The organism is Aeromicrobium stalagmiti, from assembly GCF_013283745.1.
GTDB classification, from domain to species: domain Bacteria; phylum Actinomycetota; class Actinomycetes; order Propionibacteriales; family Nocardioidaceae; genus Aeromicrobium; species Aeromicrobium stalagmiti.
This window is the reverse complement of sequence record NZ_JABSTZ010000001.1, coordinates 1-23134: the sequence shown is the minus strand read 5'-3', so window position 1 is coordinate 23134 and position 23134 is coordinate 1. Positions and strand designations below refer to the sequence as shown.

Here is a 23134-nt window from a genome sequence, read left to right as displayed (position 1 = left end):
CGCGCCTGTGCTGTGAGGCGCGTCACCGTGTGAACGGCAGGCTACTAAAACGTTTCAATGAACTCAACACGTGGCCGGGACCGGTCACGTCCGATCGCCCTCCCTCACTGTCTTTCCAGCGATTTTCCGGCCGTCGACGGCCAGCCGTCGAGAGGTGAGGGGTTGTCGCCCCCGGAAGTCGGTGAGTAGCGTGATCCCCGTCACGTTGGATTGAATCGTTTCAATTGAATCGGGTACTTCATGAGTCAGACCTTCACCGTCCAGCCGCGATCGGGGCGGCGCCTCGTCGGCATCCTCGCCTCGGTCGTCCTCGTCGTCACGACGCTCCTCGCCGGTGCGAGCTCGGCGTCGGCCGCCGACGACTCGATCGCCGTGGGCGGGCTGCAGACCAATGCCCGGACGAAGCCCCTGGGCATCCCCGGCGAGGACCCGACGTTCGGCTGGAAGTCGACGTCGAGCGCCCGCGGTGTCGTCCAGTCCGCCTACGAGGTCAAGGTCGGCACGACCGAGGGCGGCGGCGACGCGTGGTCGTCCGGCAAGGTCGACTCCGACCGGCAGGTCGACGTGTCGTACGCCGGCGACCCGCTCGCCTCCCAGACCCGCTACTACTGGCAGGTCAAGGTGTGGGACGGCGACGGTCACGAGAGCGCCTGGAGCGCCCCCAGCTGGTTCGAGACCGGCATCCTGACGGCCGGCGAGTGGAAGGGCGACTGGATCGGCAAGTCTGCCGGTGGGGTCATCGACACGTGGACCGACTACACCGCCGACATCGACTTCGACATCAAGGACCTCGCGCTCGGCGTGTTCGTGCGGGCGAAGGACACCCGCAACGCCTACATGTGGCAGATCTCGACCGCCGACGGCAGCGGTGTGCCGAAGTTCCGCCCGCACAAGCGCGTCGACAACAGCTACTCGCTGCTGGACAACAAGCCGATCACCGGCATCACCTCGGCCCAGCTGCTCGAAGGCACCCACCGGCTGTCCATCACGGTCGACGGCGACCAGATCACGACCCTGCTCGACGGCAGCCAGATCGACCAGCGCACCGACGCGTCGTTCGCCAAGGGGTTCATCGGCTTCCGCCAGGACTTCGCCAACGACGTCGACGAGACCGCAGACATCAAGGCGGTCAAGGTCACCAGCAAGGGCGGCGACGTGCTGCTCGACACCGACTTCTCCACCGACAACCCGTTCAACGGCGGCACCGTGACCGACCAGGGACTGCGCGTCGGCGGGCGCAAGGACGTCCTGCTGCGCACGGCCGACTCCAACAAGCCCCTGCTGCGCACCGAGTTCACGACCGAGCCCGGCAAGACCATCAAGTCCGCGCGCGTCTACGCCTCGGCGCACGGCGTCTACGAGATGCAGCTCAACGGCGAGACCGTGGGCGACCAGCACCTCGCACCGGGATGGACCGACTACACCAAGCGCATCCAGGCGCAGACGTACGACGTGACCGACCAGGTCAACAACGGCGTCAACGCCTTCGGCGCCGAGGTCGGCGACGGCTGGTGGGCCGGCAAGGTCGGCATGTGGGGCCCCGGCATGTACAGCAGCACGCTCGGCCTGATCGCCCAGCTGCGCGTCGACTACACCGACGGAACCAGCCAGGTCGTCAAGACCGACGACTCGTGGAAGACCCACTCCGGCCCCTACGCCGCCGCTGACAACATCGACGGCGAGACGTACGACGCCCGTGCGGAGCAGCCGGGCTGGGACATGCCCCACTTCACCGACACCGGCTGGAGCCCGGTCACGATCGGCACCTCCGACACGGCCAAGCTCGAGCCCCAGACCGACGAGCCGGTCCGGGTGACCGGTGAGCGTCCGGCCCTGGAGCGGACGGCCTCGCCGGGCGTCGCCAACGGCTTCATCTACGACCTCGGCCAGAACATGGTCGGTGTCGCCCGCATGCGCATCCAGGGCGTGGCCGGCCAGACGGTCAAGATCCGCTACGCCGAGGAGCTCTACGACGACGGACGGTTCTACGTCGGCAACCTGCGCGCCGCGAAGGTCACCGACTACTACACGTTCAAGACCACCGGGACGGTCGTCTACACGCCGAAGTTCACCCAGCACGGCTTCCGCTACATCGAGATCTCCGGGGCGTCCGTCGCTCCCGACCTCGATGACGTGACCGGCGTCGTGTGGGGCTCCGACCTCGCGGCGACGGGTGACCTCAAGACGTCCGACACGATGCTCAACCAGCTGGTCAGCAACATCTCGTGGGGCCAGCGCGGCAACTTCCTGTCGATCCCGACCGACACCCCGGCGCGCGACGAGCGGCTCGGCTGGACGGGAGACATCAACGTCTTCGCGCCGACCGCCAGCTATCTGCGCGACACCCGTTCGTTCCTGCAGAAGTGGACGCAGGACCTGCGCGACTCCGCCTACAGCAACGGCAACCTGCCGGGCATCGCACCGAACGTCCCGACGATCGACCTCGGGGCCGGTCTGGGCTGGTCCGACGCCGGCATCACGGTGCCGTACGCGGCGTGGTTCGCCCAGGGCGACACCCGGATCGTCCGGCAGAACTATGCCGCGATGCAGAAGTTCTTCGGCTTCGTCAAGGACGGTGCCGGCGCTGACCTCATCGACTCCGCGCGCGGCAACTGGAACGACTGGCTGAACCTCGACGACAACACCGGCGTCGACGTGCTGGGCACGGCCTACTACGCCGAGGACGCCCGGATGCTGTCGGAGATGGCTGCTGCGATCGGTGAGGACGCCGATGCGGCCGAGTACGCCGCGCTGTCGAAGGACATCCGCGAGGCGTTCACCGCCGAGCTGATCGCCGCCGACGGCACGATCGACGGCAACAGCCAGACCGCGTACGCCATGGCGCTCGGCATGAACCTCGTGACCGACCCGGACCTGCGCGAGAAGGTCGGTCAGAAGTTCGTCGCCAAGCTCAAGACGAGCGACTACCACCTGACGACGGGCTTCCTCGGCACGCCGTGGCTGCTGCCCGCGCTGACCAGCATCGACCGGTCGGACCTGGCCTACACGATGATCCTCAAGAAGGACTACCCGTCGTGGGGCTACGAGATCGAGAACGGCGCGACCACGATGTGGGAGCGCTGGAACTCGATCGGCCCCGACGGCAGCTTCGGCGACGAGGGCATGAACTCCTTCAACCACTACGCCTATGGCGCGGTCGGTGACTGGATGTACCAGAACATCGGCGGCATCTCGGCGGCCAAGGCCGGCTACAAGCAGTCGCGCATCGCACCGGTCGTCGGCGGAGGCCTCACGAAGGGCCACGGCACGTACGAGTCGGTCTACGGCGCGATCTCCTCGAAGTGGGAGAAGGACGGCAAGGACCTGACCCTGGACGTCCAGGTGCCGGTCAACACGACCTCGCGGGTCAGCGTCCCGGCAGCGAACCTGCAGGCAGTGACCGAGGGCGGCACCTCGCTCGCCGACGCCGACGGCGTCAGTGACGTGACGTTCGCCGACGGTGTCGCGACCTTCACGGTCGGCTCCGGCACGTACGCGTTCCGCGCCGACGCCCAGCGCGCCCTCCTCGGCGACCTGATCGGCGAGATCCAGAAGGTCGACGACCGGGCTGCCGCGCTGCAGACCGCCGGAGACCTGGCCACCGACGACCGGACGCACGTGGGTGATGCGCTCGCCGCGGCGAAGGCCAAGGTCGAGGCCGCACTCGCTGCAGACCTCGAGGGCGATGCGGGGCAGGTCTCGCAGAGCCTCGCCGACGCGCTCGCGGTCGTCCGAGAGCTGAAGACCTGGGTCGCCGGCTCGGCGATCGAGGGGCCGGTCAAGGGCGACCTCACGACCCGGATCGACAAGCTCGAGTCGTTGTTCGGCCGGGGTGTCGCGTCGAGCCTCGGCGTCTCGGTGGTCATCCCGCCGGTCGCCGCACCGGCGAAGCCCGGCACCACGGTCGCCGGCACGGTCGAGGTCGCCAACAACGGCACCCTCGCGCTGTCCGACCTCAGCGCCACCGTCACGGTCGACGGCTGGAAGGTCGATCCCGAGACGGTGACGCAGTCCGTCCTGGCAGGCGGCGACACGACGCAGCTGCCGTTCACGGTGACGGTGCCCCGGCACCAGAAGCCGGGCACGTACGACGCCGCCGTGCGGCTGACGTTCACGAGCCCGCAGGGCACGTTCACCCTGGACGACTCGACCCCCTGGGTCTCGGTCGACTCCGGTGTCGAGATCAGCGGGGTGACGTCCAAGAGCCCGGTCGACGGGTCGGACGAGAAGGCGACGCTCACCGCCACGGTCACGAACACCGGCGACGCGGCCGTCTCCGGCCAGGTGATGGCCGAGCTGCCCGAGGGCTGGACGCCGGCGCCCGGCTCCGGACGGGTCACGATCGGTGCGGGGGAGACCCAGGACGTCACGGTGCCCCTCTTCGTGGGTGTCGAGACCGTCGCGGGCGACCAGCCCGTCACCGTGACCTTCGTCGACCAGGGCGTCACGCTCGCGACCCGCAACGGCACGCTCGCGGTCGACCTCCCCGCTCCGGCGGAGGGTGACCTGCCGGGTCAGCTCGACCACGTCGACTTCGGCGGCACGTCGTCGGAGGCCGATCACGCGGTCCAGGCGTCGTCGAGCAGCGGCACCTCGCCCAACGAGGCCGGCATGACGCGGCGCTACGCCAACGTCACCGTCCCGGGCTCGTGGTTCTCCGCGGAGTACGAGGTGACACCGGACGAGCCGTTCCTGATCCGCAACGTCGAGACGTTCGACGGCGCGAAGTCCAAGAAGTACAACATCTGGGTCGACGACACGCTCGTGAAGACGTACGAGCTGAAGCAGACCGCCGGTGGGCAGACCGCCAAGGTCTACCAGACCCTCGTCGACGAGCCGGCCGTGCTGGCCAACGACGGGACCGTGCGCATCAAGTTCGAGTACCCGACCGACGCGAGCGGGTTCTACGACCCGTCGATCGCCGACAGCTGGGTGCTGCCGGTGACGGCCGACGCGATCGCGCCGTTGGCGTCCGCGACGGTCTCCAGCGGCGCTGCACCCGGTGACGACGGCTGGTTCCGCGGCGACGCCTCGGTGGCCGTGACGGCGGTCGACAACCGAGCCGACACCCCGGTGGTCGAGACGGGCGAGGCCGCCGGCTGGCAGCCGTACGTCGCCCCGGTCGCGATCACGGGCGACGGGAAGCACGAGCTGTCGTACCGGGCCAAGGACGTCGCGGGCAACTCGACGGGGGAGCAGAAGGTGGCGGTCTGGATCGACGGCACCGCGCCCTCGACGCAGCTCGCGGTGAAGCGGGGCGCCGGTGTCGGTGGTTCCGACAGCGCGACGGTCGAGCTCACGGCGACCGATGCGCTGAGCGGCGTCGCCACGACGACCTACCGGGTCGACGACGGGCCCTGGACGGTCCTCGGCGACGAGGACCCCGTGGTCGAGGGCTATGGCGTCCACCGGGTCGAGTACTTCACGACCGACGTGGCCGGCAACCCAGAGCCGCTGCGCTCGACGGTCGTCGAGCTGAGCGACGTCGACGCGATCCAGGCGATCGTCAAGCCCGAGGTCACGGGGTCGGCGACGTACGGGGCGACCCTCTCGTCGACGACCGGCTCGTGGAACACCAAGGGTCTCGACCTCGCCGTGCAGTGGCTGCGCGACGGCAAGGTCGTCGCCGGTCGCACGGGCGCGACGTACAAGCTGGGGTCGGGCGACGTCGGGCACCGGATCTCGGTCCGGGTCACGGCGAGCAAGAACGGCCTGACGCCGGTGTCGTCGACCTCGACCCAGACCAACAAGGTCGCCAGGGCGAGGTCCACGACCACGGTGCGCTACTCGAAGACGTCGGTGAAGAAGGGCCAGAAGGTCAGGCTCTCGGTCGCCGTCACGTCGCCGACGAGCACGCCCCGCGGCACCGTGCGGGTCTACGAGAACGGGAAGCGGGTCACCAGCCTGAAGCTCTCGTCCCGGGGCACGGTGTCGTACTCCCTGACGATGCGGACGAAGGGTCTGCGATCGGTCAAGGTGACCTATGTCGGGTCGTCGGTCGTCGGTGGTGACACTGCCCCGACCCGGAAGATCCGCGTGAGGTAGCCCACCTGACGCGAGAATCTGGGTTGGTCCGCGTCCATGCGGACCAACCCAGATTCTCCCGTCCGGGATCAGGACGTGGAGCGCCGGAGCTGGTCCTTGACGACGTCTCGGTGTCTGCGGATGGCGTAGGAGCTGAAGACCAACGTGCGACGGCCGTCGATCACGACCTCGTTGAGTCGGAGCAGGTCTCCGTCCCACTGCTCGACCTGCATGTGGGGGATCCCGTGGACCTCGACCGCGAGGTTGAACGCCGCCCACCAGGCGTCCAGGTAGTAGCGACCGTCGGCGCGCTGGAGGACGACCTGGCGGTCTGGCTGGGGCAGGTGGAGCTCACGGCAGAGCTGGCCGAAGTCGCGCTCCGGCAGGGACTGGATGCCGCCGGCCGCGTCCAGGCAGGACTCGACCATCAGTCCGCGGTGGCGGCACGCTCCGCGCCGGACGAGTGCCTCGCGCAGGGTACTGGGCGCCACGATGCCCTGCTGCGCTGCGGCGAGGACGATCTCCCGCGCGCGCTTCGGGCTCCTCTCCCACGACGCGGCATCGATGACGCTCCTGGCTGGCCGCGTACGGGGTGGCAGGCGAAGCGGGTGCACGTCACGTGAGTCGATGCAGGTCGACCAGTGCATCTCGACGTCGTCGTAGGCGAACGGCGTGGCTCCCATGGGTGACACGACGACGGGTTTCGCTGTCCTGAACGAGGTGAAGGAGTCATGGGTCAGAGCCGTCAGTCCGCCGAGTACGGAGCCACGCGGCGCTGCCAGCAGGGCGACCCAGTCACGCTGCGCTGGCGTCAGTGGCCCGGTGTGGTTGACGAAGACCCCTCGTGCGGGGTTGGCCCATCGTCCTGACCAGACCAGCCGGTAGAGCTGGTGCCGCGTCAGGAGGCTCAGGGCCTGGGTGCGGCTCATGACACCGTGCTGCTCGATCATGAACGACGGTGGCGAGGAGACTCGGAGGGCCGACATGCCCAGAGCCTGAAGGCCTCCAGCCGCCGACGACCACCGCCGGCGGCGGCACTGTGGATCCGCCAGCGGCATCAGGCGTCTGTGGAAGGACGAGGGAATCGGTGTTTGTCCGCGCGGGCGCGGACAAACACCGATTCTTCGGTCATGTCGACCGGACGAGGTCAGATTCTCAGGTCCGGGCGGGGGTCAGGCACTGGTGGAGCGGCGGACGACGAGCTCGGGCTTGAGCGTCAGGTGCTTGACGGTCGACGCGGCGGGGTCGGCGATCACGTCGAGCAGCATGCTCGCCGCGGCGGATCCCATCTGGTGCGCGGGCTGACGCACCGACGACAGGGGGATGGCGGCAGAGGCGGCGAAGTCGATGTCGTCGTAGCCGATGATCGCGATGTCGTCGGGCACGCGGACGCCCGCGAGCGTCAGGGCCTGCAGCACGCCCAGCGCCACCAGGTCGTTGGCCGCGAAGATCGCGTCCGGACGCTGCTTCTTCGGCAGGGCGAGCAGCTGCTCGATGCCGTCGCGGCCGGCCTGGGCGTTCATCGAGTCGGTCTCGGCGAACAGGATCTCGCCGCTCCCGTGCTGCTCGACGGCCTTGCGGGCGGCGGCCAGACGCGTCTTGACCTGCGCCAGCCCGGCAGGACCACCGATGAAGCCGATGCGGCGACGGCCGATCTCGAGCAGGTGCTCGGTCGCGATGCGGCCGCCCATGCGGTCGTCGATCGAGACCGACGAGAACTCCTTGACCCGCGACATCCGGTCGACCAGCACGACGCTGGTGCCCCGGTCGCGCAGCCGGCGCAGGCGGTCGATGACGTTGACGACGGGGGTGATCAGCACGCCGCTCATCCGCTGCTGCTCGAACAGGTCGAGGTACGTCGTCTCGCGCGCGGGCTCCTGGGCGCTGTTGCCGAGGATCAGCGGACGCTGCTCGTCGATCAGGACGTCCTCGACGCCGCGGGCCACGTCGGTGAAGAACGGGTTGGCGATGTCGAGGACGATCATGCCGATCGCGCGGTTGGTGCCGGCGCGCAGCTGACGCGCCGCGTCGTTGCGGATGTAGCCGAGCTCGTCGATCGCGGCCTGGATGCGGGCCAGCGTCTCGGGGGACACCTTGGCCGGATGGTTGAGGGCGTTCGAGACCGTGGCGGGCGACACTCCGGCGAGGGCGGCGACATCGCGCACTTGGGCCACGGGCATGACGAGGAGGTTAACACGATTTAACCTTTCGGGTTGACGAACATGTGATCGCCGTCATACAGTCGCCAGGTTGCATTAAAACGATTCAAAACCCCCCGTCGAGATCACGGAGAACACATGAACACGAGCGGTCCTGTCGCCCTGCAGCTCCTGCAGGTGCGCAAGTCGTTCGGGCCCGTCGTGGCCCTGCGGTCAGGGAGCCTGACCGTCAACTCCGGATCGATCCACGCACTCGTGGGCGAGAACGGTGCCGGCAAGTCGACCCTGGTCAAGATCATCGCCGGTCTCTACCAGCGCGATGCGGGGGAGTTCCTCCTCCACGGCGAGAGCGTCGACTTCTCGTCGACCGCCGCGTCCAAGGACGCCGGCATCGCCGTGATCTACCAGGAGCCCACGCTCTTCCCCGACCTGTCGGTGACCGAGAACCTCTTCATGGGGCGCCAGCCTCTGGGCGCCGGACGTCGCATCGACCGCAAGGCGATGCACGCCGAGGCGCTGAGCCTCTTCCAGCGCCTGGGCGTCAACCTCGACCCGCGCCGCCTCGCCGAGGGCCTGTCGATCGCCGACCAGCAGATCATCGAGATCGCCAAGGCCATCTCGCTCGACGCCAGCGTCCTCATCATGGACGAGCCGACCGCCGCCCTCAGCGGCGTCGAGGTCGACCGACTGTTCGCCGTCGCCCGCAGCCTCCGCGACGAGGGACGCGCCCTGGTCTTCATCTCGCACCGCTTCGAAGAGGTCTTCGCGCTGTGCGACATGGTCACGGTCATGCGCGACGGCGAGTACATCTCGACCGACCCGATCGCCGAGACCACCAGCGCCCAGATCGTCGCCAAGATGGTCGGCCGCGAGGTCGGCGAGCTCTTCCCCAAGACGCCCGCCACGATCGGCGAGCCGGTCCTGCAGGTCAGCGGCCTGGAGCGCGGCGGCGTGTTCCACGACGTCAGCTTCGAGGTGCGGTCGGGTGAGATCGTTGCGCTCGCCGGCCTGGTCGGTGCCGGACGCAGCGAGATCGCCCGTGCGGTCTTCGGCGTCGATCCGTACGACGCCGGCACCGTGATGATCGGCGGACGGAAGGTCCCCGCCCGCAACCCCCGTGCGGCGATCCGCCTCGGCATGGGCTTCGTCCCCGAGGATCGTCGTCAGCAGGGTCTCGTCGTCGACGCGTCCGTCGCCCACAACGTCGCCTCGGTCATCCGCGGCAAGCTCGCCACGCTGGGCATCGTCACCCGCACGGCCGAGAACAAAGCGTCGGGGCCGTGGTCGGCACGCCTCGAGGTCAAGACCAACGCACTGAGCATGAACGCGGCCACGATGAGCGGCGGCAACCAGCAGAAGGTCGTCATCGCCAAGTGGCTCGCGACCCACCCCAAGCTGCTGATCATCGACGAGCCCACCCGTGGCATCGACGTCGGCACCAAGGCCGAGGTCCACCGCCTGATCTCCGAGCTCGCCGGTCAGGGCATGGCGATCCTCATGATCTCGTCGGAGCTGCCCGAGGTGCTGGGCATGGCCGACCGCGTCCTCGTCGTCAACGAGGGCCGCATCACCGCAGACATCGACCGCGCGGACGCGACGCCCGAGAGCGTCATGACCGCCGCCACGAACGCTGGAGCCACCGCATGACCGAGACCCTCGTCGCCCCCAGCAGGAAGTCGTCCGCGCAGCGGTTCGCCTCCACGCTGCTGACGTCCCGCGAGTCGGCGATCGCCCTCGTGCTGATCCTCGTCGTCGCCTTCGCGACGATCAAGCAGGACAAGTTCCTGGTCAGCAACGACGGCTGGCGCGACCTGCTGCTGGCCCCGTCGATCCTGCTGCTCCTGGCGGTCGGCCAGGCCGTCGTCATCATCACGCGCAACGTCGACCTGTCCGTCGGGTCGATCCTCGCGCTGACGGCCTACCTCACCGGCCGCCTCTTCGTCGACCAGCCGAACATCCCGGTGGTCGTCGTCATCCTCATCGGCATCCTGGTCGGCGCGGCCCTCGGCCTCGTCAACGGCCTGCTGGTCGCGCTCGGCAAGGTGCCCGCGCTGGTCATCACGCTCGGAACGCTCTACGTCTACCGCGGTGTCGTGCTCGAGTGGGCCGGCAGCAACCGCATCAACGCGTCCGACATGCCGGACGGATTCCTGTCGCTCGGCACCAAGTCGTTCCTGTCGATCCCGCTGCTGACGATCCTGGCCGTCGTCGTGCTCATCGCCGTCGGCTACTACCTGCGCACCGCTCGCGGCGGTCGCGAGCTGTACGCGATCGGCTCCGACCCGGACGCGGCCCACCTCTACGGCCTGAAGGTCAAGCGCCGCGTCATCGGCGCGTTCGTCCTGTGCGGCGCGCTCGCCGGACTCGCCGGCGTCGTGTTCGCCGCCCGCTACGGCAGCGTCTCGTCCAACGCCGGAACCGGCATCGAGCTGCAGGCCGTCGGCGCCGCCGTCATCGGCGGAGTGGCGATCTTCGGCGGCAGCGGCACGGTCTGGGGCGCCGCGATCGGCGCCTGGCTGCTCATCACGATCAACCGTGCGCTCCCGATCATCGGGGTGCAGGACTTCTGGCAGCAGGCCGTCGTCGGCGTGCTCATCATCGGCGCCATCGTGCTCGACCGCCTCCTGGCAGTCCGCAGATCGCGCAAGCTCATCGAGGCGAGGGACGAAGCATGACCATCACCACCGATCGCGCCACCGAGGCCGTCCGCACCTACGCGTCGTACGCCAAGCCGCTGTGGCAGCGCGTCATCCTGACCCGTGAGTTCGCGGTCATCGCCCTGCTCGTCGCCGTCTTCGTCTACTCGACCAACGAGGTGCAGGCGTTCAGCGGCCCGCTGACGATCTACTACCTGCTCCTCGACGTCGTGCCGATCCTGCTCATCGCCCTGCCGATGACGATGATCATCATCACCGGCGAGATCGACCTCTCGGTCGCGAGCGTCGTCGGGCTGAGCGCCGTCCTGGTCGGTGACCTGCACCAGAACGGCTGGTCGATCCCGGCAGCCGCGGTCGCGGCGATCGTCGTCGGCATCGTGTGCGGCGCCTTCAACGGCTTCCTCATCGCGTACGTCGGACTGCCCTCGCTGGCCGTCACGATCGGCACCCTGGCGCTGTATCGCGGCCTCGCGGTCGGCATCCTCGGCACGACCGCCGTCACCGACTTCCCCGAGAAGTGGACCGACCTGGCGAAGGACAAGATCGGCGACAGCAGCTATCCCGTCGTCATCATCCCGTTCATCGTGCTCGCGATCATCTTCGTGATCCTGCTGCACTTCACGGCGTTCGGCCGCGGTGTCTTCGACATCGGGCTGAACGACGAGGCCGCGCACTTCTCGGGCGTCAACGTCGCTCGCACGAAGCTCATCCTGTTCGTCCTGGCCGGAGCGGTCTCCGCCTTCGCGGGCGTCTACTACGCGCTCCGGTTCGGCAGCGTGCGCGGCGACACCGCCACCGGGATGGAGCTCAAGGTCATCGCGGCCGTGCTCCTGGGCGGCGTCTCGATCTTCGGCGGCCGTGGTGCCCTCCACGGCGTCATCGCCGGCGTCCTGTTGATCGGTGTCCTCTCCAGCGCCCTGCGCCTCGAGACGGTCACCGACAACGTCATCAACATCATCATCGGATCGCTCCTGGTGATCTCGGTGATGTCCACCAGCTTCCTGTCAGTGGTAACTCGGGCGACGACAGGGATCAAGAAACGGGGCTCGAAGAGTCCCGACGAACGCCAGCAGCTGGCGTCAGCTCACACCGAAGGGAAGAACGAATGAAGTTCAACAAGAAGAGGGCCAGCGCCCTGACGGCACTCGTCGCCAGCGCTGCACTCGCGCTCTCCGCCTGCGGCGGCAGCTCGGACAGCGGCAACGGCGGCGGAAGCGGCAGCGACGGCAAGGCGGTGTCCGTGACGTTCCTGCCCAAGAACCTGGGCAACCCGTACTTCGACACCAGCGACAAGGGCGGCAAGGCTGCCGTGGAGGAGTTCGGCGGAAAGTTCACCGAGGTCGGTCCGCAGGAGGCCAGCCCCGACGCGCAGGTCCCGTTCATCAACACCGCGGCCCAGCAGGGCGTCGGCGCGCTCGTCGTGTCGGCCAACGACCCCAAGGCCATCGGTGACGCGCTGAACGAGGCACGCGACGCCGGCACCAAGGTCGTCACGTTCGACTCGGACACCGACCCGCAGTACCGCGACCTGTTCATCAACCAGGCCAGCGCCGAGGGCATCGCCAAGGTGCAGGTCAAGATGATCGCCGAGCAGATCGGCGACAAGGGCGAGATCGCGATCCTGTCGGCCGCGGCCAACGCGACCAACCAGAACACGTGGATCGACCTGATGAAGAAGGAGCTGGCTGCCAGCCACCCCGACATCAAGCTCGTCGACACGGTCTACGGCAACGATGACGACCAGACGTCGTTCGACAAGACGTCGGCCCTGCTGCAGAAGTACCCGAACCTCAAGGGCATCGTCTCGCCCACGACCGTCGGCATCGCCGCGGCCGCGCGCTACGTGTCCGACTCGGACTTCAAGGGCAAGGTCAAGGTCACCGGTCTCGGCACGCCGAACCAGATGCGCGACTACGTCGAGAACGGCACCGTCGACGCGTTCGCTCTGTGGAACCCCGAGGACCTCGGCTTCCTGGCTGCCTACGCGGCCAAGGCGCTCGTCGACGGTGACATCACCGGCAAGGAGGGTGACAAGTTCACCGCCGGCAAGCTCGGTGACTACACGGTCGGCAAGGACGGCGTCGTGCTCCTGGGCGACCCGTTCGAGTTCACCAAGGACAACATCGGCGACTTCGACTTCTGAGTCGATGAGCCCGAGTCGATCAGCCTCGCGCTGAGCGGCTCAGTCCGGCCGGCGGCCTCGCCGCCGCCGGCCGGACACCCTTCCCCACCCGAGCGAGAGGTCCGTTCCATGCGTCGCGTCTGTTTCCAGCTCCAGGTCAAGCCTGACCGGATCGAGGAGTACAAGCAGCGTCACGCAGCGGTCTGGCCCGACATGCTCCGGGCGCTGGCCGACACCGGCTGGCACAACTACTCGCTCTTCCTGCGTCCCGACGGCCTGCTCATCGGCTACGTCGAGACCCCGTCCCTCGAGGACGCGCAGGCGGGGATGGCGCGCACCGAGGTCAATGCGCGCTGGCAGGCCGAGATGGCCGAGTTCTTCGTCGATCTCGGCGACGCATCCCCTGACACGGGGTTCGTCGAGCTCGAAGAGGTGTTCCACCTCGAGGACCAGCTGGACCGCCCGACCGCATGACCTTCCGCCTCTGGCGGACCCCACCTCCCCTGTGATTGAATCGATTTAACACGCAGGCGCTCACGGCGCCGCGGAACGAGAGAAGCAGACGATGACGACTTTCAGCGCGATCAGCGCTCAGCTCGCGGACCAGGCCATCGAGGTCCCGTCCTGGGCCTACGGAAACTCCGGCACGCGGTTCAAGGTGTTCGGCTCGGCCGGCACCCCGCGCACCGTCGAGGAGAAGATCGCCGACGCCGCGACCGTCCACCGGTTCACGGGCCTGGCGCCGCTGGTGTCGCTCCACATCCCGTGGGACCTCGTTGACGACTTCGCCGCCCTGCGCCGCCACGCCGAGGACCTCGGCATCGGTCTCGGCACGATCAACTCCAACACGTTCCAGGACGACGACTACAAGCTCGGCGCCCTGACGCACACCGACCAGCGCATCCGCCAGAAGGCGATCGACCACCACCTCGCGTGCATCGACGTCATGGACGCGACCGGCTCGCGCGACCTCAAGATCTGGCTCGCCGAGGGCACCAACTACCCCGGCCAGGGCGACATGCGCGGCCGCCAGGACCGCCTGCACGACTCGCTGTCGACGATCTACGACCGCCTCGGCGACGAGCAGCGCCTCGTGCTGGAGTACAAGTTCTTCGAGCCGGCGTTCTACCACACCGACGTCCCGGACTGGGGCACGTCGTACGTCCAGGTCTCGGCCCTCGGCGACAAGGCGTACGTATGCCTCGACACGGGCCACCACGCCCCGGGCACCAACATCGAGTTCATCGTCGCGCAGCTGCTGCGCCTGGGGAAGCTCGGCTCGTTCGACTTCAACAGCCGCTTCTACGCCGACGACGACCTGATCGTCGGATCGGCCGACCCGTTCCAGCTCTTCCGCATCATGGTCGAGGTCATCCGCGGTGGCGGCTACGGCGCCGCGAGCGGTGTCGCCTTCATGCTCGACCAGTGCCACAACATCGAGGAGAAGATCCCCGGCCAGATCCGCTCGGTGCTCAACGTGCAGGAGATGACCGCGCGGGCCCTGATGCTCGACACCGTGGCGCTCACCAAGGCGCAGGAGGACGGCGACGTGCTCGGCGCCAACGAGATCTTCATGGACGCCTTCTACACCGACGTCCGCGCCGATCTCGCCGCGTGGCGCGAGGAGCGCGGCCTGCCGGCGAGCCCCATGCGGGCCTACGCCGACAGCGGATACCAGGCGCAGATCAACGCCGAGCGCGTCGGCGGCACCCAGGCCAGCTGGAACTAGGACACAGGACCCCTCATGACTGACACCACCACCGCAGCAGAGCTGATCGCCCGGTCCAACCGACTCGGCAGCGATCCGCAGAACACCAACTACGCCGGAGGCAACACCTCCGCCAAGGGCACCGAGACCGACCCGGTCACCGGCGAGGACGTCGAGCTGCTCTGGGTCAAGGGCTCCGGCGGAGACCTCGGCACCCTGACGGAGTCCGGCCTCGCCGTGCTCCGCCTCGACCGCATGCGCGCCCTCGTCGACGTCTACCCGGGCCTCGACCGCGAGGACGAGATGGTCGCCGCGTTCGACTACTGCCTGCACGGCAAGGGCGGTGCCGCGCCGTCGATCGACACCGCGATGCACGGCCTCGTCGACGCCGCGCACGTCGACCACCTGCACCCCGACTCCGGCATCGCGATCGCGACCGCCGCCGACGGCGAGCAGCTGACCGAGACCGTCTTCGGCGGACAGGTCGTGTGGGTCCCGTGGCGTCGTCCCGGCTTCCAGCTGGGTCTCGACATCGCCGAGATCAAGGCCAAGAACCCCGACACGATCGGCTGCATCCTCGGTGGTCACGGCATCACCGCGTGGGGCGACACGTCCGACGAGGCCGAGAAGAACTCGCTCTGGATCATCGAGACCGCCGCGGCGTACATCGAGGCCAACTCGCGTCCGGAGCCCTTCGGCCCCGCGCTCGCCGGCTACGGCGCGCTGCCCGAGCAGGAGCGTCGGTCGAAGGCTGCGGCGCTCGTCCCGACGATCCGCTCGATCGCCTCGCAGGACAAGGCGATGGTCGGTCACTTCACCGACAGCGACGTCGTCCTCGACTTCCTCGAGGCCGCGGAGCACCCGCGTCTGACGGCGCTCGGCACGAGCTGCCCCGACCACTTCCTGCGCACCAAGGTCAAGCCGCTCGTGCTCGACCTGCCCGCTGACGCGTCGGTCGAGGACTCGATCGCCCGGCTGCGCGAGCTGCACGTCTCCTACCGCGAGGACTACCAGGGCTACTACGACCGCAACGCCGTGGCCGACAGCCCGGCGATCCGCGGCGCCGACCCGCTCATCGTGCTCGTGCCGGGCGTCGGCATGTTCAGCTTCGGCAAGGACAAGCAGACCGCCCGCGTCGCCGGCGAGTTCTACGTCAACGCGATCAACGTCATGCGTGGTGCCGAGGGCCTCTCGACGTACGCCCCGATCGACGAGGCGGAGAAGTTCCGCATCGAGTACTGGGCGCTCGAGGAGGCCAAGCTGCAGCGCATGCCCGCGCCGAAGCCCCTCGCGACCCGCATCGCGCTCGTGACCGGTGCCGCGTCCGGCATCGGCAAGGCCATCGCCAAGAAGCTCGCCGCCCAGGGAGCCGTCGTCGCGATCGCCGACCTCGACCTGGCCAAGGCGCAGGCCGCCGCCGCCGAGATCGGTGGCACCGACGTCGCCGTGGGCGTGCAGGCCGACGTCAGTGACGAGGACGCCGTCAAGGCGGCCGTCGACGCGACGCTGCTGGCCTTCGGCGGCCTCGACCTGGTCGTCAACAACGCGGGTCTGTCGCTCAGCAAGTCGCTGCTCGACACGACCGTCGCCGACTGGGACCTGCAGCACAACGTCATGGCCAAGGGCTCGTTCCTGGTCTCGCGCACCGCTGCCAAGGCACTCATCGAGCAGGGGCTGGGCGGAGACATCGTCTACATCTCCAGCAAGAACTCGGTGTTCGCCGGGCCCAACAACATCGCGTACTCCGCGACGAAGGCCGACCAGGCCCACCAGGTGCGCCTGCTGGCCGCCGAGCTCGGTGAGCACGGCGTCCGCGTCAACGGCATCAACCCCGACGGTGTCGTGCAGGGCTCGGGCATCTTCTCCAGCGGCTGGGGCGCCAACCGCGCCGCGGTCTACGGCGTCGACGAGAAGGACCTGGGCGCGTTCTACGCCCAGCGCACGCTGCTCAAGCGCGAGGTCCTGCCGGACCACGTCGCCAACGCGGTCTACGCGCTCGTCGGCCCCGACCTGACCCAGACGACGGGCCTGCACATCCCCGTCGACGCCGGCGTCGCAGCCGCGTTCCTGCGCTAGGGGCCGGTCAGCACATGTCCAGAGTCTCCGTCGCCGCCATCGATCTCGGCGCCTCCAGCGGCCGCGTCATGGTCGGCGACGTGGGGCCCGGACACCTCGAGCTGCGCGCTGTCGCGCGCTTTGCCAATGAAGTCGTCACCCTCCAGGGCGGACTTCACTGGGACCCCCTCGAGCTCTACCGCCACGCTCTCAACGGACTGTGGACAGCCGTGAGCCAGTCACCTGACGGGCTCGGGAGCGTGGCGGTGGACTCGTGGGCGGTCGACTACGCCCTCATGCGGTCGGACGACATGCTGGGCGTGCCGTTCCACTACCGGGACGAGCGGACGACCGCGGGCGTGGAGCGCATCCACGCCCGTGTGTCGCCCGCAGAGCTCTACTCCCGCAACGGCCTGCAGTTCCTGCCGTTCAACACGATCTACCAGCTCGCCGTCGACCCCTTGGTCGCCGAGGCCGACCGGATGCTGCTCATCCCCGACCTCGTCGGCTACTGGCTGACGGGCCACTCGGTCACCGAGCTGACGAACGCCTCGACGACGGGTCTGCTCGACCCCCGCACGGGTGCCTGGGACCTCGACCTCATCGAGCGCGCCGGCCTGCCTGCGGGCATCCTGACCGAGCTCGTCGCCCCCGGCGACCCCGTCGGCACCGTCACCCAGGAGGTGGGGGAGCGCATCGGTCATCCCGGCCTCGCAGTCACCGCTGTCGGCTCGCACGACACCGCGTCCGCCGTCGTCGGCGTCCCGATGCTGACCGACGACGCGGCCTACATCTCGTGCGGCACGTGGGGCCTGGTCGGCGTCGAGCTCGACGCCCCGGTCATGACCGAGGACGCCCGCGCCGCCAACTTCACCAACGAGGGCGGCGTCGACGGACGCACCCGCTTCCTCACCAACGTCATGGGCACGTGGCTCATCAGCGAGACCCTGCGGCAGTGGGAGCGCGACGGCGATCCCGTCGGCCTGACCGACATCCTCGCCGCGGCGGCCGCCGTCACCTCGCCCGTCACGGTGTTCGACGTGCAGGACCCCCGCTTCATGGCGCCGGGCGCTCCGCCGTCCACCCCCATGACGACCCGCGTCGCCGAGTGGTGCGCCGAGCACGATGTCGCTGCGCCGGCCGACCGCGCCACCTTGATGCGCTCGATCGTCGAGAGCATCGCCCAGGCGTTCGCCGAGGCGCTCGACGCGGCCGAGAAGCTCTCGGGGCAGTCGGTCCGCGTGGTCCACGTCGTCGGCGGCGGATCGCTCAACCACCTGCTGTGCCAGGCGACAGCCAACCGGAGTGGACGCCCGGTGCTGGCCGGGCCCGTCGAGGCCACGGCGCTGGGCAACGTCCTGGTGCAGGCGCGCACCCTGGCTGCGGTGGGCGGGACGCTCGAGGAGATGCGAGCCCTCATCGCGTCGACGCACGACCTCGCCCGCTTCACCCCCCGCTGACCCCCCCCACCCACCACAACGCAAATGGTGCGATCCTGCACCACCCACAACGCAAAGTGTGCGCATCTGCACCGATCCGGGTCACGGATCGGTGCAGACACGCACACTTTCGGGCGTCGCCGGCGGGTCAGCCGAGCTGGCGGGGGCGCGGCATGAGGCGCTCGAGCTGCGTGACGTGCGCGGGCTCGAGCTCGGCGATCGACGAGGCGCCGAGCAGCTTCATGGTGCGGACGATCTCGTCCTCGAGGATCGCGATGGTGCGATCGACGCCGGCGCGACCACCGGCCATGAGGCCGTAGAGATAGGCGCGGCCGATCATCGAGAAGTCGGCGCCCAGCGCTGACGCGGCGACGATGTCGGCGCCGGACATGATGCCGGTGTCGACGCCGATCTCGATGTCGGCGCCGACCTCGCGCTTGACCTCGGGCAGCAGGTGGAACGGGATGGGGGCGCGGTCGAGCTGGCGCCCGCCGTGGTTGGACAAGATGATGCCGTCGACGCCCTGCGTCGCGAGCTGCTTGGCGTCCTCGACGTTCTGCACGCCCTTGATGACGATCTTGCCGGGCCAGATCTCGCGGATGACGTCGAGGTCGGCGTAGGAGATCGTCGGGTCCATCGCGGAGTCGAGCAGCTCGCCGACCGTGCCGCCGGTGGAGCTGAGCGAGGCGAACTCGAGCTTGGGCGTCGTCAGGAAGTCGTACCACCACCACGGGCGGACGGCGGCGTTGACGATCGTGCGCAGCGAGATCTGCGGCGGGATCGAGAAGCCGTTGCGCTTGTCGCGCAGGCGCGCGCCGGCGACGGGGGTGTCGACGGTGAACTGCAGCGTGTCGAAGCCGGCAGCCGCGGCGCGGCGGGCGAGCTCGTAGGAGATCTCGCGGTCGCGCATGACGTAGAGCTGGAACCAGTTGCGACCGTGGGGGTTGGCGGCCTTGACGTCCTCGATCGAGATCGTGCCCAGGGTCGAGAGCGTGAAGGGGATGCCCGCGGCGCCGGCCGCGCCGGCGCCGGCGATCTCGCCCTCGGTCTGCATCAGGCGGGTGAAGCCGGTCGGCGCGATCGCGAACGGCAGGCGCGACGGACCGCCGAGGATCGTGGTCGAGGTGTCGACCTGCTCGGCCGGGCGCAGCACGCGGGGGCTGAACTCGACGTCCTCGAACGCCTGACGGGCCCGTGCCAGCGACAGCTCGCCCTCGGCAGCGCCGTCGGTGTAGTCAAATGCGGCACGGGGGGTGCGGCGCTTGGCGATCGTGCGCAGGTCGTGGATCGTCAGGGCCGCCTCGAGCCGGCGACGCTTGGGGCTCCAGACCGGCTTCTTGAACTTGAGCAGCTCGAAGACCTCGAGCGGGCGGGGGAACTGGCGCTGGACCATGGGGTCACCTTCTGTGGGCGGCGTCGTGGGACGGGTCGTGGGTGGTGTCGTAGTGGGCGACCAGGCGGTCGCGGGAGGCGAGCACGTGCGCGCGGGCGAGGCGACCGGCGCCCTCGACGTCGCCGGCGGCGATCGCTTCGAGGATCGACCGGTGGTCGGCGGCGACCTCGTCGGCCGAGCGCAAACCGTGTGCCTCGACCTGCGCGATGCCCAGCTCGATCTCGCCCATCAGCAGGTCGTGGAGACGGGGGAGCCGGGTCGACGTGGTGCCGTGCACGAGCGCCCGGTGGAACGCGAGGTCGCGCGCGGCGTACGACCCGTCGGCCGGCAGGTCGCTGAGCCCGCGGTTGGCCTCGCTCGCCTCGGTGGGGATCGTCGACGTGGCGGCCAGCAGCTCGACGGCGGCGGCCTCGATCGCGGCACGGCTCACGAAGAGGTCGTCGATGTCGTCGCGGCCGAGGCGGCGCACCCGAGCTGCATGGTGCGGCTCGCGGGTCAGCAGGCCGTCGGCCACGAGGCGGTCGATCGCGATGCGGGCGGTCGGGCGGGCGACGGCGTACGTCGTCGACACGTGGGCCTCTGTGACCGCGCTGCCCGGCGCGAGGCCGCGCGACAAGATGGCGCCGCGCAGGGCTGCCACGACCGCGTCGGGGCGGACGGAGGCATCGGCGGTCGTCATGATTGTCTGACAATACCAGATTGTCAGACAATCATGACGAGTCTGCCGGCTACAGCTCGAGGGCCACCGCGGTCTCCAGGGCCGCGAGGATGCTGAGCCGCCAGCCGTCCTTGAGGCGTGCGTTGGCCTCGGCATAGACGCTCTCGCCCGCGACCAGGTTGCTGGAGCAGGCGCAGATCATGGCGGCCCGCAGACCCCGCTGCCGGGCGACGACGTACATCGCCGAGCTCTCCATCTCCAGGTTGAGGATGCCGAGCCGGTTGAGGTCGCCGATGAGCTCGGGCGTCTCGGCGTAGAAGGCGTCGCTCGTGGCGTTGATGCCGCGGAAGGACCCGACGCCAGCCTCGGCGGCGAGCCGGTCGGCCTCCGCGGCGAGGCGCACGGTGATGTCGAGGTCGGGCACCGCGGGATAGCCCGGGGGGACGTAGGCCGCCGTGGTGCCGTCCATCCGCAGCGATCCCTCGGAGACGAGGAGGTCGCCCGGTGAGACGTGCGGCTGCAGCGCGGCCGACGACCCGACCCGGATGAACGAGGTGACACCGACCCGGGCGAGCTCTTCGACCGCGATCGCGGTCGAGGGGCAGCCCATCCCGGTCGACGTCGCCGTGATGAGCCGCCCCTTGTAGGTGCCGACGAGGGTGCGGTGCTCGCGCCGGTGGGCGATCTCCCGCACGTCGTCGAGCAGCTCGCCGATGAGGGGGACGCGGAACGGGTCGCCCGGCAGGAGGGCGACCGTGCTGACCTCGCCCGGGGCGATGTCGACGTGGTACTGCCGGACGCCGGTGCCGACGGCGGACTTGTCGACGACGCCGGCGGGGCTGGTGGAGGTGCTGGAGGGGTCGGACATGGGACCTTCGTTCTTCTCGTAGTTCGGAAGAACGGATCCGGGTGGCCGCGAGATTACCGCCGGGACCGTGTCGTGGCTCCACCCTACGGACGGCGTCGTGGGCTGTCAGCCGGCTTCGGCGTGGTGGTCGCCACACGGCATGATCGGAGGCATGGCACCTCGTACGCTCCACGTGACCGTCCCCGACGTCGACTGGGTCGACCGCCTCGCCGACCTCACCGACGTCGACCTCACGGTGTGGGACTTCTCGTCGCCCCAGCCGGAGCGGCACGTCGACCTCGCCGTCCGGCCCTACACGGTCGCCGCCGCGGGCCTGGATGCTCTCGACCCGGCACGGCTCGGCGTCATCCAGTCGCAGGCGCTGGGCTTCGACGGCGTCGCCGAGACGCTGCCCGCCGGCATCACCTACTGCAATGCGGTCGGTGTGCACGAGGAGTCGACGGCCGAGCTCGCCGTCGCGCTCCTGCTCGCGTCGCAGCGCGAGGTCGACCGGTATGCGCGGGAGGCCGGTCAGTGGAACCGGCGATTCACCGCGAGCCTCATCGACCGGCGCATCCTGCTGCTCGGGCAGGGCGGCATCGGGGGTGAGCTCGTCAAGCGCCTCGACGGTTTCGGCGCCGAGCTCGTCCGCGTGGCGTCGCGCCGTCGCGAGGACGACCGGGGCGTCGTGCACGGGGTGGACGAGCTGCCGTCCCTGCTGCCGACGGTCGACGTCGTCGTGCTGGCCGTGCCGCTGACCGACGACACGACCCGCCTCGTCGACGACGCCTTCCTCGCGGCCCTGCCCGACGGTGCGGTGGTCGTGAACGTCTCCCGTGGTCCCGTGGTCGACGGCGACGCCGTCGTCCGCGAGGCCGGTCGGATCAGGTTCGCGACCGACGTCACCGCCCCCGAGCCGCTGCCGCCGGAGCACCCGCTCTGGTCGACGCCGGGCGTGCTGGTCTCGCCGCACGTCGGCGGCATGTCGTCGGCGATGCAGCCGCGGATCGAGCGCGTCGTGCGGCGCCAGGTCGCCCGGCTGCTCGATGGCCTCGGCCCGGACGACGTTGTCCTAGGCTGAACCCGCGCTCCCGTAGCCCAACTGGCAGAGGCAGATGGCTTAAACCCGTCACAGTGTGGGTTCGACCCCCACCGGGAGCACTTAGTAAGGACGCGAAAATTTGCTCATATCGCAGGCAGAGATGACTTTCTCTGCACCCCCGGATATGCGCTGTGAGCACTAATTGAGCACAATTTGTCGTGATCAGGACACGATGTATGGTGCCGCAGCGCGATGCAGGGCTGTCGCTACAGCATCGAGATCGTCATCGAACAGGTCCGCGTAAGTATCCAGAGTCATGGCGGCGGAGGCGTGTCCGAGCATTCGCTGGACGGCCTTCACGTTTGCTCCTGCCGAGATTGCCAGTGAGGCAGCCGTGTGTCGTAGGTCGTGTGGTGTGAGCCGCGGGACACCGGATCGCTTCACGGCTCCGGCGAACCACCCCCGGGTGTTGTTGTGCATGAAGTCGCCGTCTGGGGCTGGGAAGACGAGTGCCGCAGGCAACTTGTCCTTGCATGCTGCCTTCAACGCTGCCTCGAGCAGCTCGGGAAATGGGACAGTCCTACGCTCGTGGCTCTTGGGCGTTCCAACGACGAACTTGTGCCCGACCTCTACGGCGTTCTGCTCGACGCTGAGACGCCTGCGCGTCATGTCGACGTCCATGACCCGCAGGGCCGCCATCTCTCCCCATCTGAGGCCGCAGTAGGCCATCACCAGCACGACGGCAGCCTTGGACCCGGCCTCCCGCGCCAGCGCGTGCACTTGAGCGTGTGTGAGGTACGTGTGCGGCTTCTTGACCTTGCGGGGGGTCTTCACAGCCTTGGCAGGGCTGGAGAGAATGCGCCTGTCCCTGACTGACTCGTCCAAGATTCCGGAGAGCACGGCTAGATGTGATGTCCAGGGAGGTTGTCCCGTTTTGCGGGGCGAGTCGATCTGACGGGTGAAGGCCTCCTGTTGTGGAGTGGAGCTATCTAGGAACCGCTTCACGACCAGGAGGCCTTCATGTCCCACG

16 protein-coding genes and 1 tRNA gene are annotated in these 23134 nt (G+C 69.1%); 11 read left to right on the top strand and 6 right to left on the bottom strand.

The features are described from left to right. Nucleotides 1–240: 240 nt before the first annotated feature. Entirely contained in the window at nucleotides 241–6045 is a 5805-nt protein-coding gene (locus HQK15_RS00085) for a family 78 glycoside hydrolase catalytic domain (protein ID WP_173489420.1), read from the top strand. A gap of 68 nt (nucleotides 6046–6113) precedes the next feature. On the opposite strand, the gene HQK15_RS00080 is transcribed toward HQK15_RS00085, so the two are convergent. Together HQK15_RS00080 and HQK15_RS00075 are read right to left on the bottom strand one after the other, a co-directional pair. After that, nucleotides 6114–7010 (bottom strand): hypothetical protein, encoded by an 897-nt coding sequence (locus HQK15_RS00080; protein ID WP_173489419.1) that lies wholly within the window; start codon nucleotides 7008–7010, stop codon nucleotides 6114–6116. 186 nt (nucleotides 7011–7196) lie between these two features. Beyond that, nucleotides 7197–8204, bottom strand: a complete 1008-nt coding sequence (locus tag HQK15_RS00075; RefSeq protein WP_173489418.1) for a LacI family DNA-binding transcriptional regulator — start codon at nucleotides 8202–8204, stop codon at nucleotides 7197–7199. Between the two features lie 117 nt (nucleotides 8205–8321). Between HQK15_RS00075 and HQK15_RS00070 the strand changes: the two genes are divergently transcribed. From HQK15_RS00070 to HQK15_RS00035, 8 genes are all read left to right on the top strand, one after another. Next, nucleotides 8322–9830: a sugar ABC transporter ATP-binding protein gene (locus tag HQK15_RS00070; protein WP_173489417.1), complete on the top strand. Its 1509-nt coding sequence runs from the start codon at nucleotides 8322–8324 to the stop codon at nucleotides 9828–9830. Further along, nucleotides 9827–10858 (top strand): ABC transporter permease, encoded by a 1032-nt coding sequence (locus HQK15_RS00065; RefSeq protein WP_173489416.1) that lies wholly within the window; start codon nucleotides 9827–9829, stop codon nucleotides 10856–10858. The genes HQK15_RS00070 and HQK15_RS00065 overlap by 4 nt, the downstream gene beginning before the upstream one ends. Beyond that, on the top strand, nucleotides 10855–11949 hold the full coding sequence (locus HQK15_RS00060) for an ABC transporter permease (protein ID WP_173489415.1): 1095 nt from the start codon (nucleotides 10855–10857) through the stop codon (nucleotides 11947–11949). Before HQK15_RS00065 ends, HQK15_RS00060 begins: the two co-directional genes overlap by 4 nt. Next, nucleotides 11946–12983 (top strand): rhamnose ABC transporter substrate-binding protein, encoded by a 1038-nt coding sequence (rhaS, locus tag HQK15_RS00055; RefSeq protein ID WP_173489414.1) that lies wholly within the window; start codon nucleotides 11946–11948, stop codon nucleotides 12981–12983. The genes HQK15_RS00060 and rhaS overlap by 4 nt, the downstream gene beginning before the upstream one ends. A 108-nt stretch (nucleotides 12984–13091) precedes the next feature. Continuing rightward, nucleotides 13092–13436, top strand: a complete 345-nt coding sequence (locus tag HQK15_RS00050; RefSeq protein ID WP_173489413.1) for an L-rhamnose mutarotase — start codon at nucleotides 13092–13094, stop codon at nucleotides 13434–13436. A gap of 91 nt (nucleotides 13437–13527) precedes the next feature. After that, nucleotides 13528–14691 (top strand): L-rhamnose isomerase, encoded by a 1164-nt coding sequence (gene rhaI, locus HQK15_RS00045; protein WP_173489412.1) that lies wholly within the window; start codon nucleotides 13528–13530, stop codon nucleotides 14689–14691. A 15-nt stretch (nucleotides 14692–14706) separates the two neighbouring features. Beyond that, a complete protein-coding gene (locus tag HQK15_RS00040) occupies nucleotides 14707–16746 on the top strand; it encodes a bifunctional aldolase/short-chain dehydrogenase (protein ID WP_173489411.1) in 2040 nt (679 codons plus the stop codon). Between the two features lie 14 nt (nucleotides 16747–16760). Next, nucleotides 16761–18185 (top strand): rhamnulokinase, encoded by a 1425-nt coding sequence (locus HQK15_RS00035; protein WP_173489410.1) that lies wholly within the window; start codon nucleotides 16761–16763, stop codon nucleotides 18183–18185. A 127-nt stretch (nucleotides 18186–18312) separates the two neighbouring features. Here the strand turns inward: HQK15_RS00035 and HQK15_RS00030 are convergent, their stop codons facing one another. The 3 genes from HQK15_RS00030 to HQK15_RS00020 are packed head-to-tail and all read right to left on the bottom strand — an operon-like array spanning nucleotide 18313 to nucleotide 21083. Further along, the gene (locus HQK15_RS00030; RefSeq protein ID WP_173489409.1) at nucleotides 18313–19557 is read right to left on the bottom strand and encodes an alpha-hydroxy acid oxidase; all 1245 of its coding nucleotides are present in this window, start codon (nucleotides 19555–19557) and stop codon (nucleotides 18313–18315) included. A 4-nt stretch (nucleotides 19558–19561) separates the two neighbouring features. Beyond that, complete coding sequence (locus HQK15_RS00025) at nucleotides 19562–20236, bottom strand: GntR family transcriptional regulator (RefSeq protein ID WP_173489408.1); 675 nt, start codon at nucleotides 20234–20236, stop codon at nucleotides 19562–19564. Between the two features lie 49 nt (nucleotides 20237–20285). Further along, nucleotides 20286–21083: a nucleoside phosphorylase gene (locus tag HQK15_RS00020; protein ID WP_173489407.1), complete on the bottom strand. Its 798-nt coding sequence runs from the start codon at nucleotides 21081–21083 to the stop codon at nucleotides 20286–20288. Nucleotides 21084–21234: 151 nt separating this feature from the next. On the opposite strand from HQK15_RS00020, the gene HQK15_RS00015 reads away from it, so the two are divergent. Both HQK15_RS00015 and HQK15_RS00010 read left to right on the top strand, forming a co-directional pair. Further along, a complete protein-coding gene (locus HQK15_RS00015; RefSeq protein ID WP_173489406.1) occupies nucleotides 21235–22143 on the top strand; it encodes an NAD(P)-dependent oxidoreductase in 909 nt (302 codons plus the stop codon). Between the two features lie 6 nt (nucleotides 22144–22149). Further along, nucleotides 22150–22223 (top strand) — tRNA-Leu (locus HQK15_RS00010). A gap of 103 nt (nucleotides 22224–22326) precedes the next feature. Here HQK15_RS00010 and HQK15_RS00005 read toward each other — a convergent pair. Continuing rightward, the coding region (locus HQK15_RS00005; protein WP_173489405.1) for a tyrosine-type recombinase/integrase at nucleotides 22327–23134 on the bottom strand (808 nt) is incomplete at its 5' end.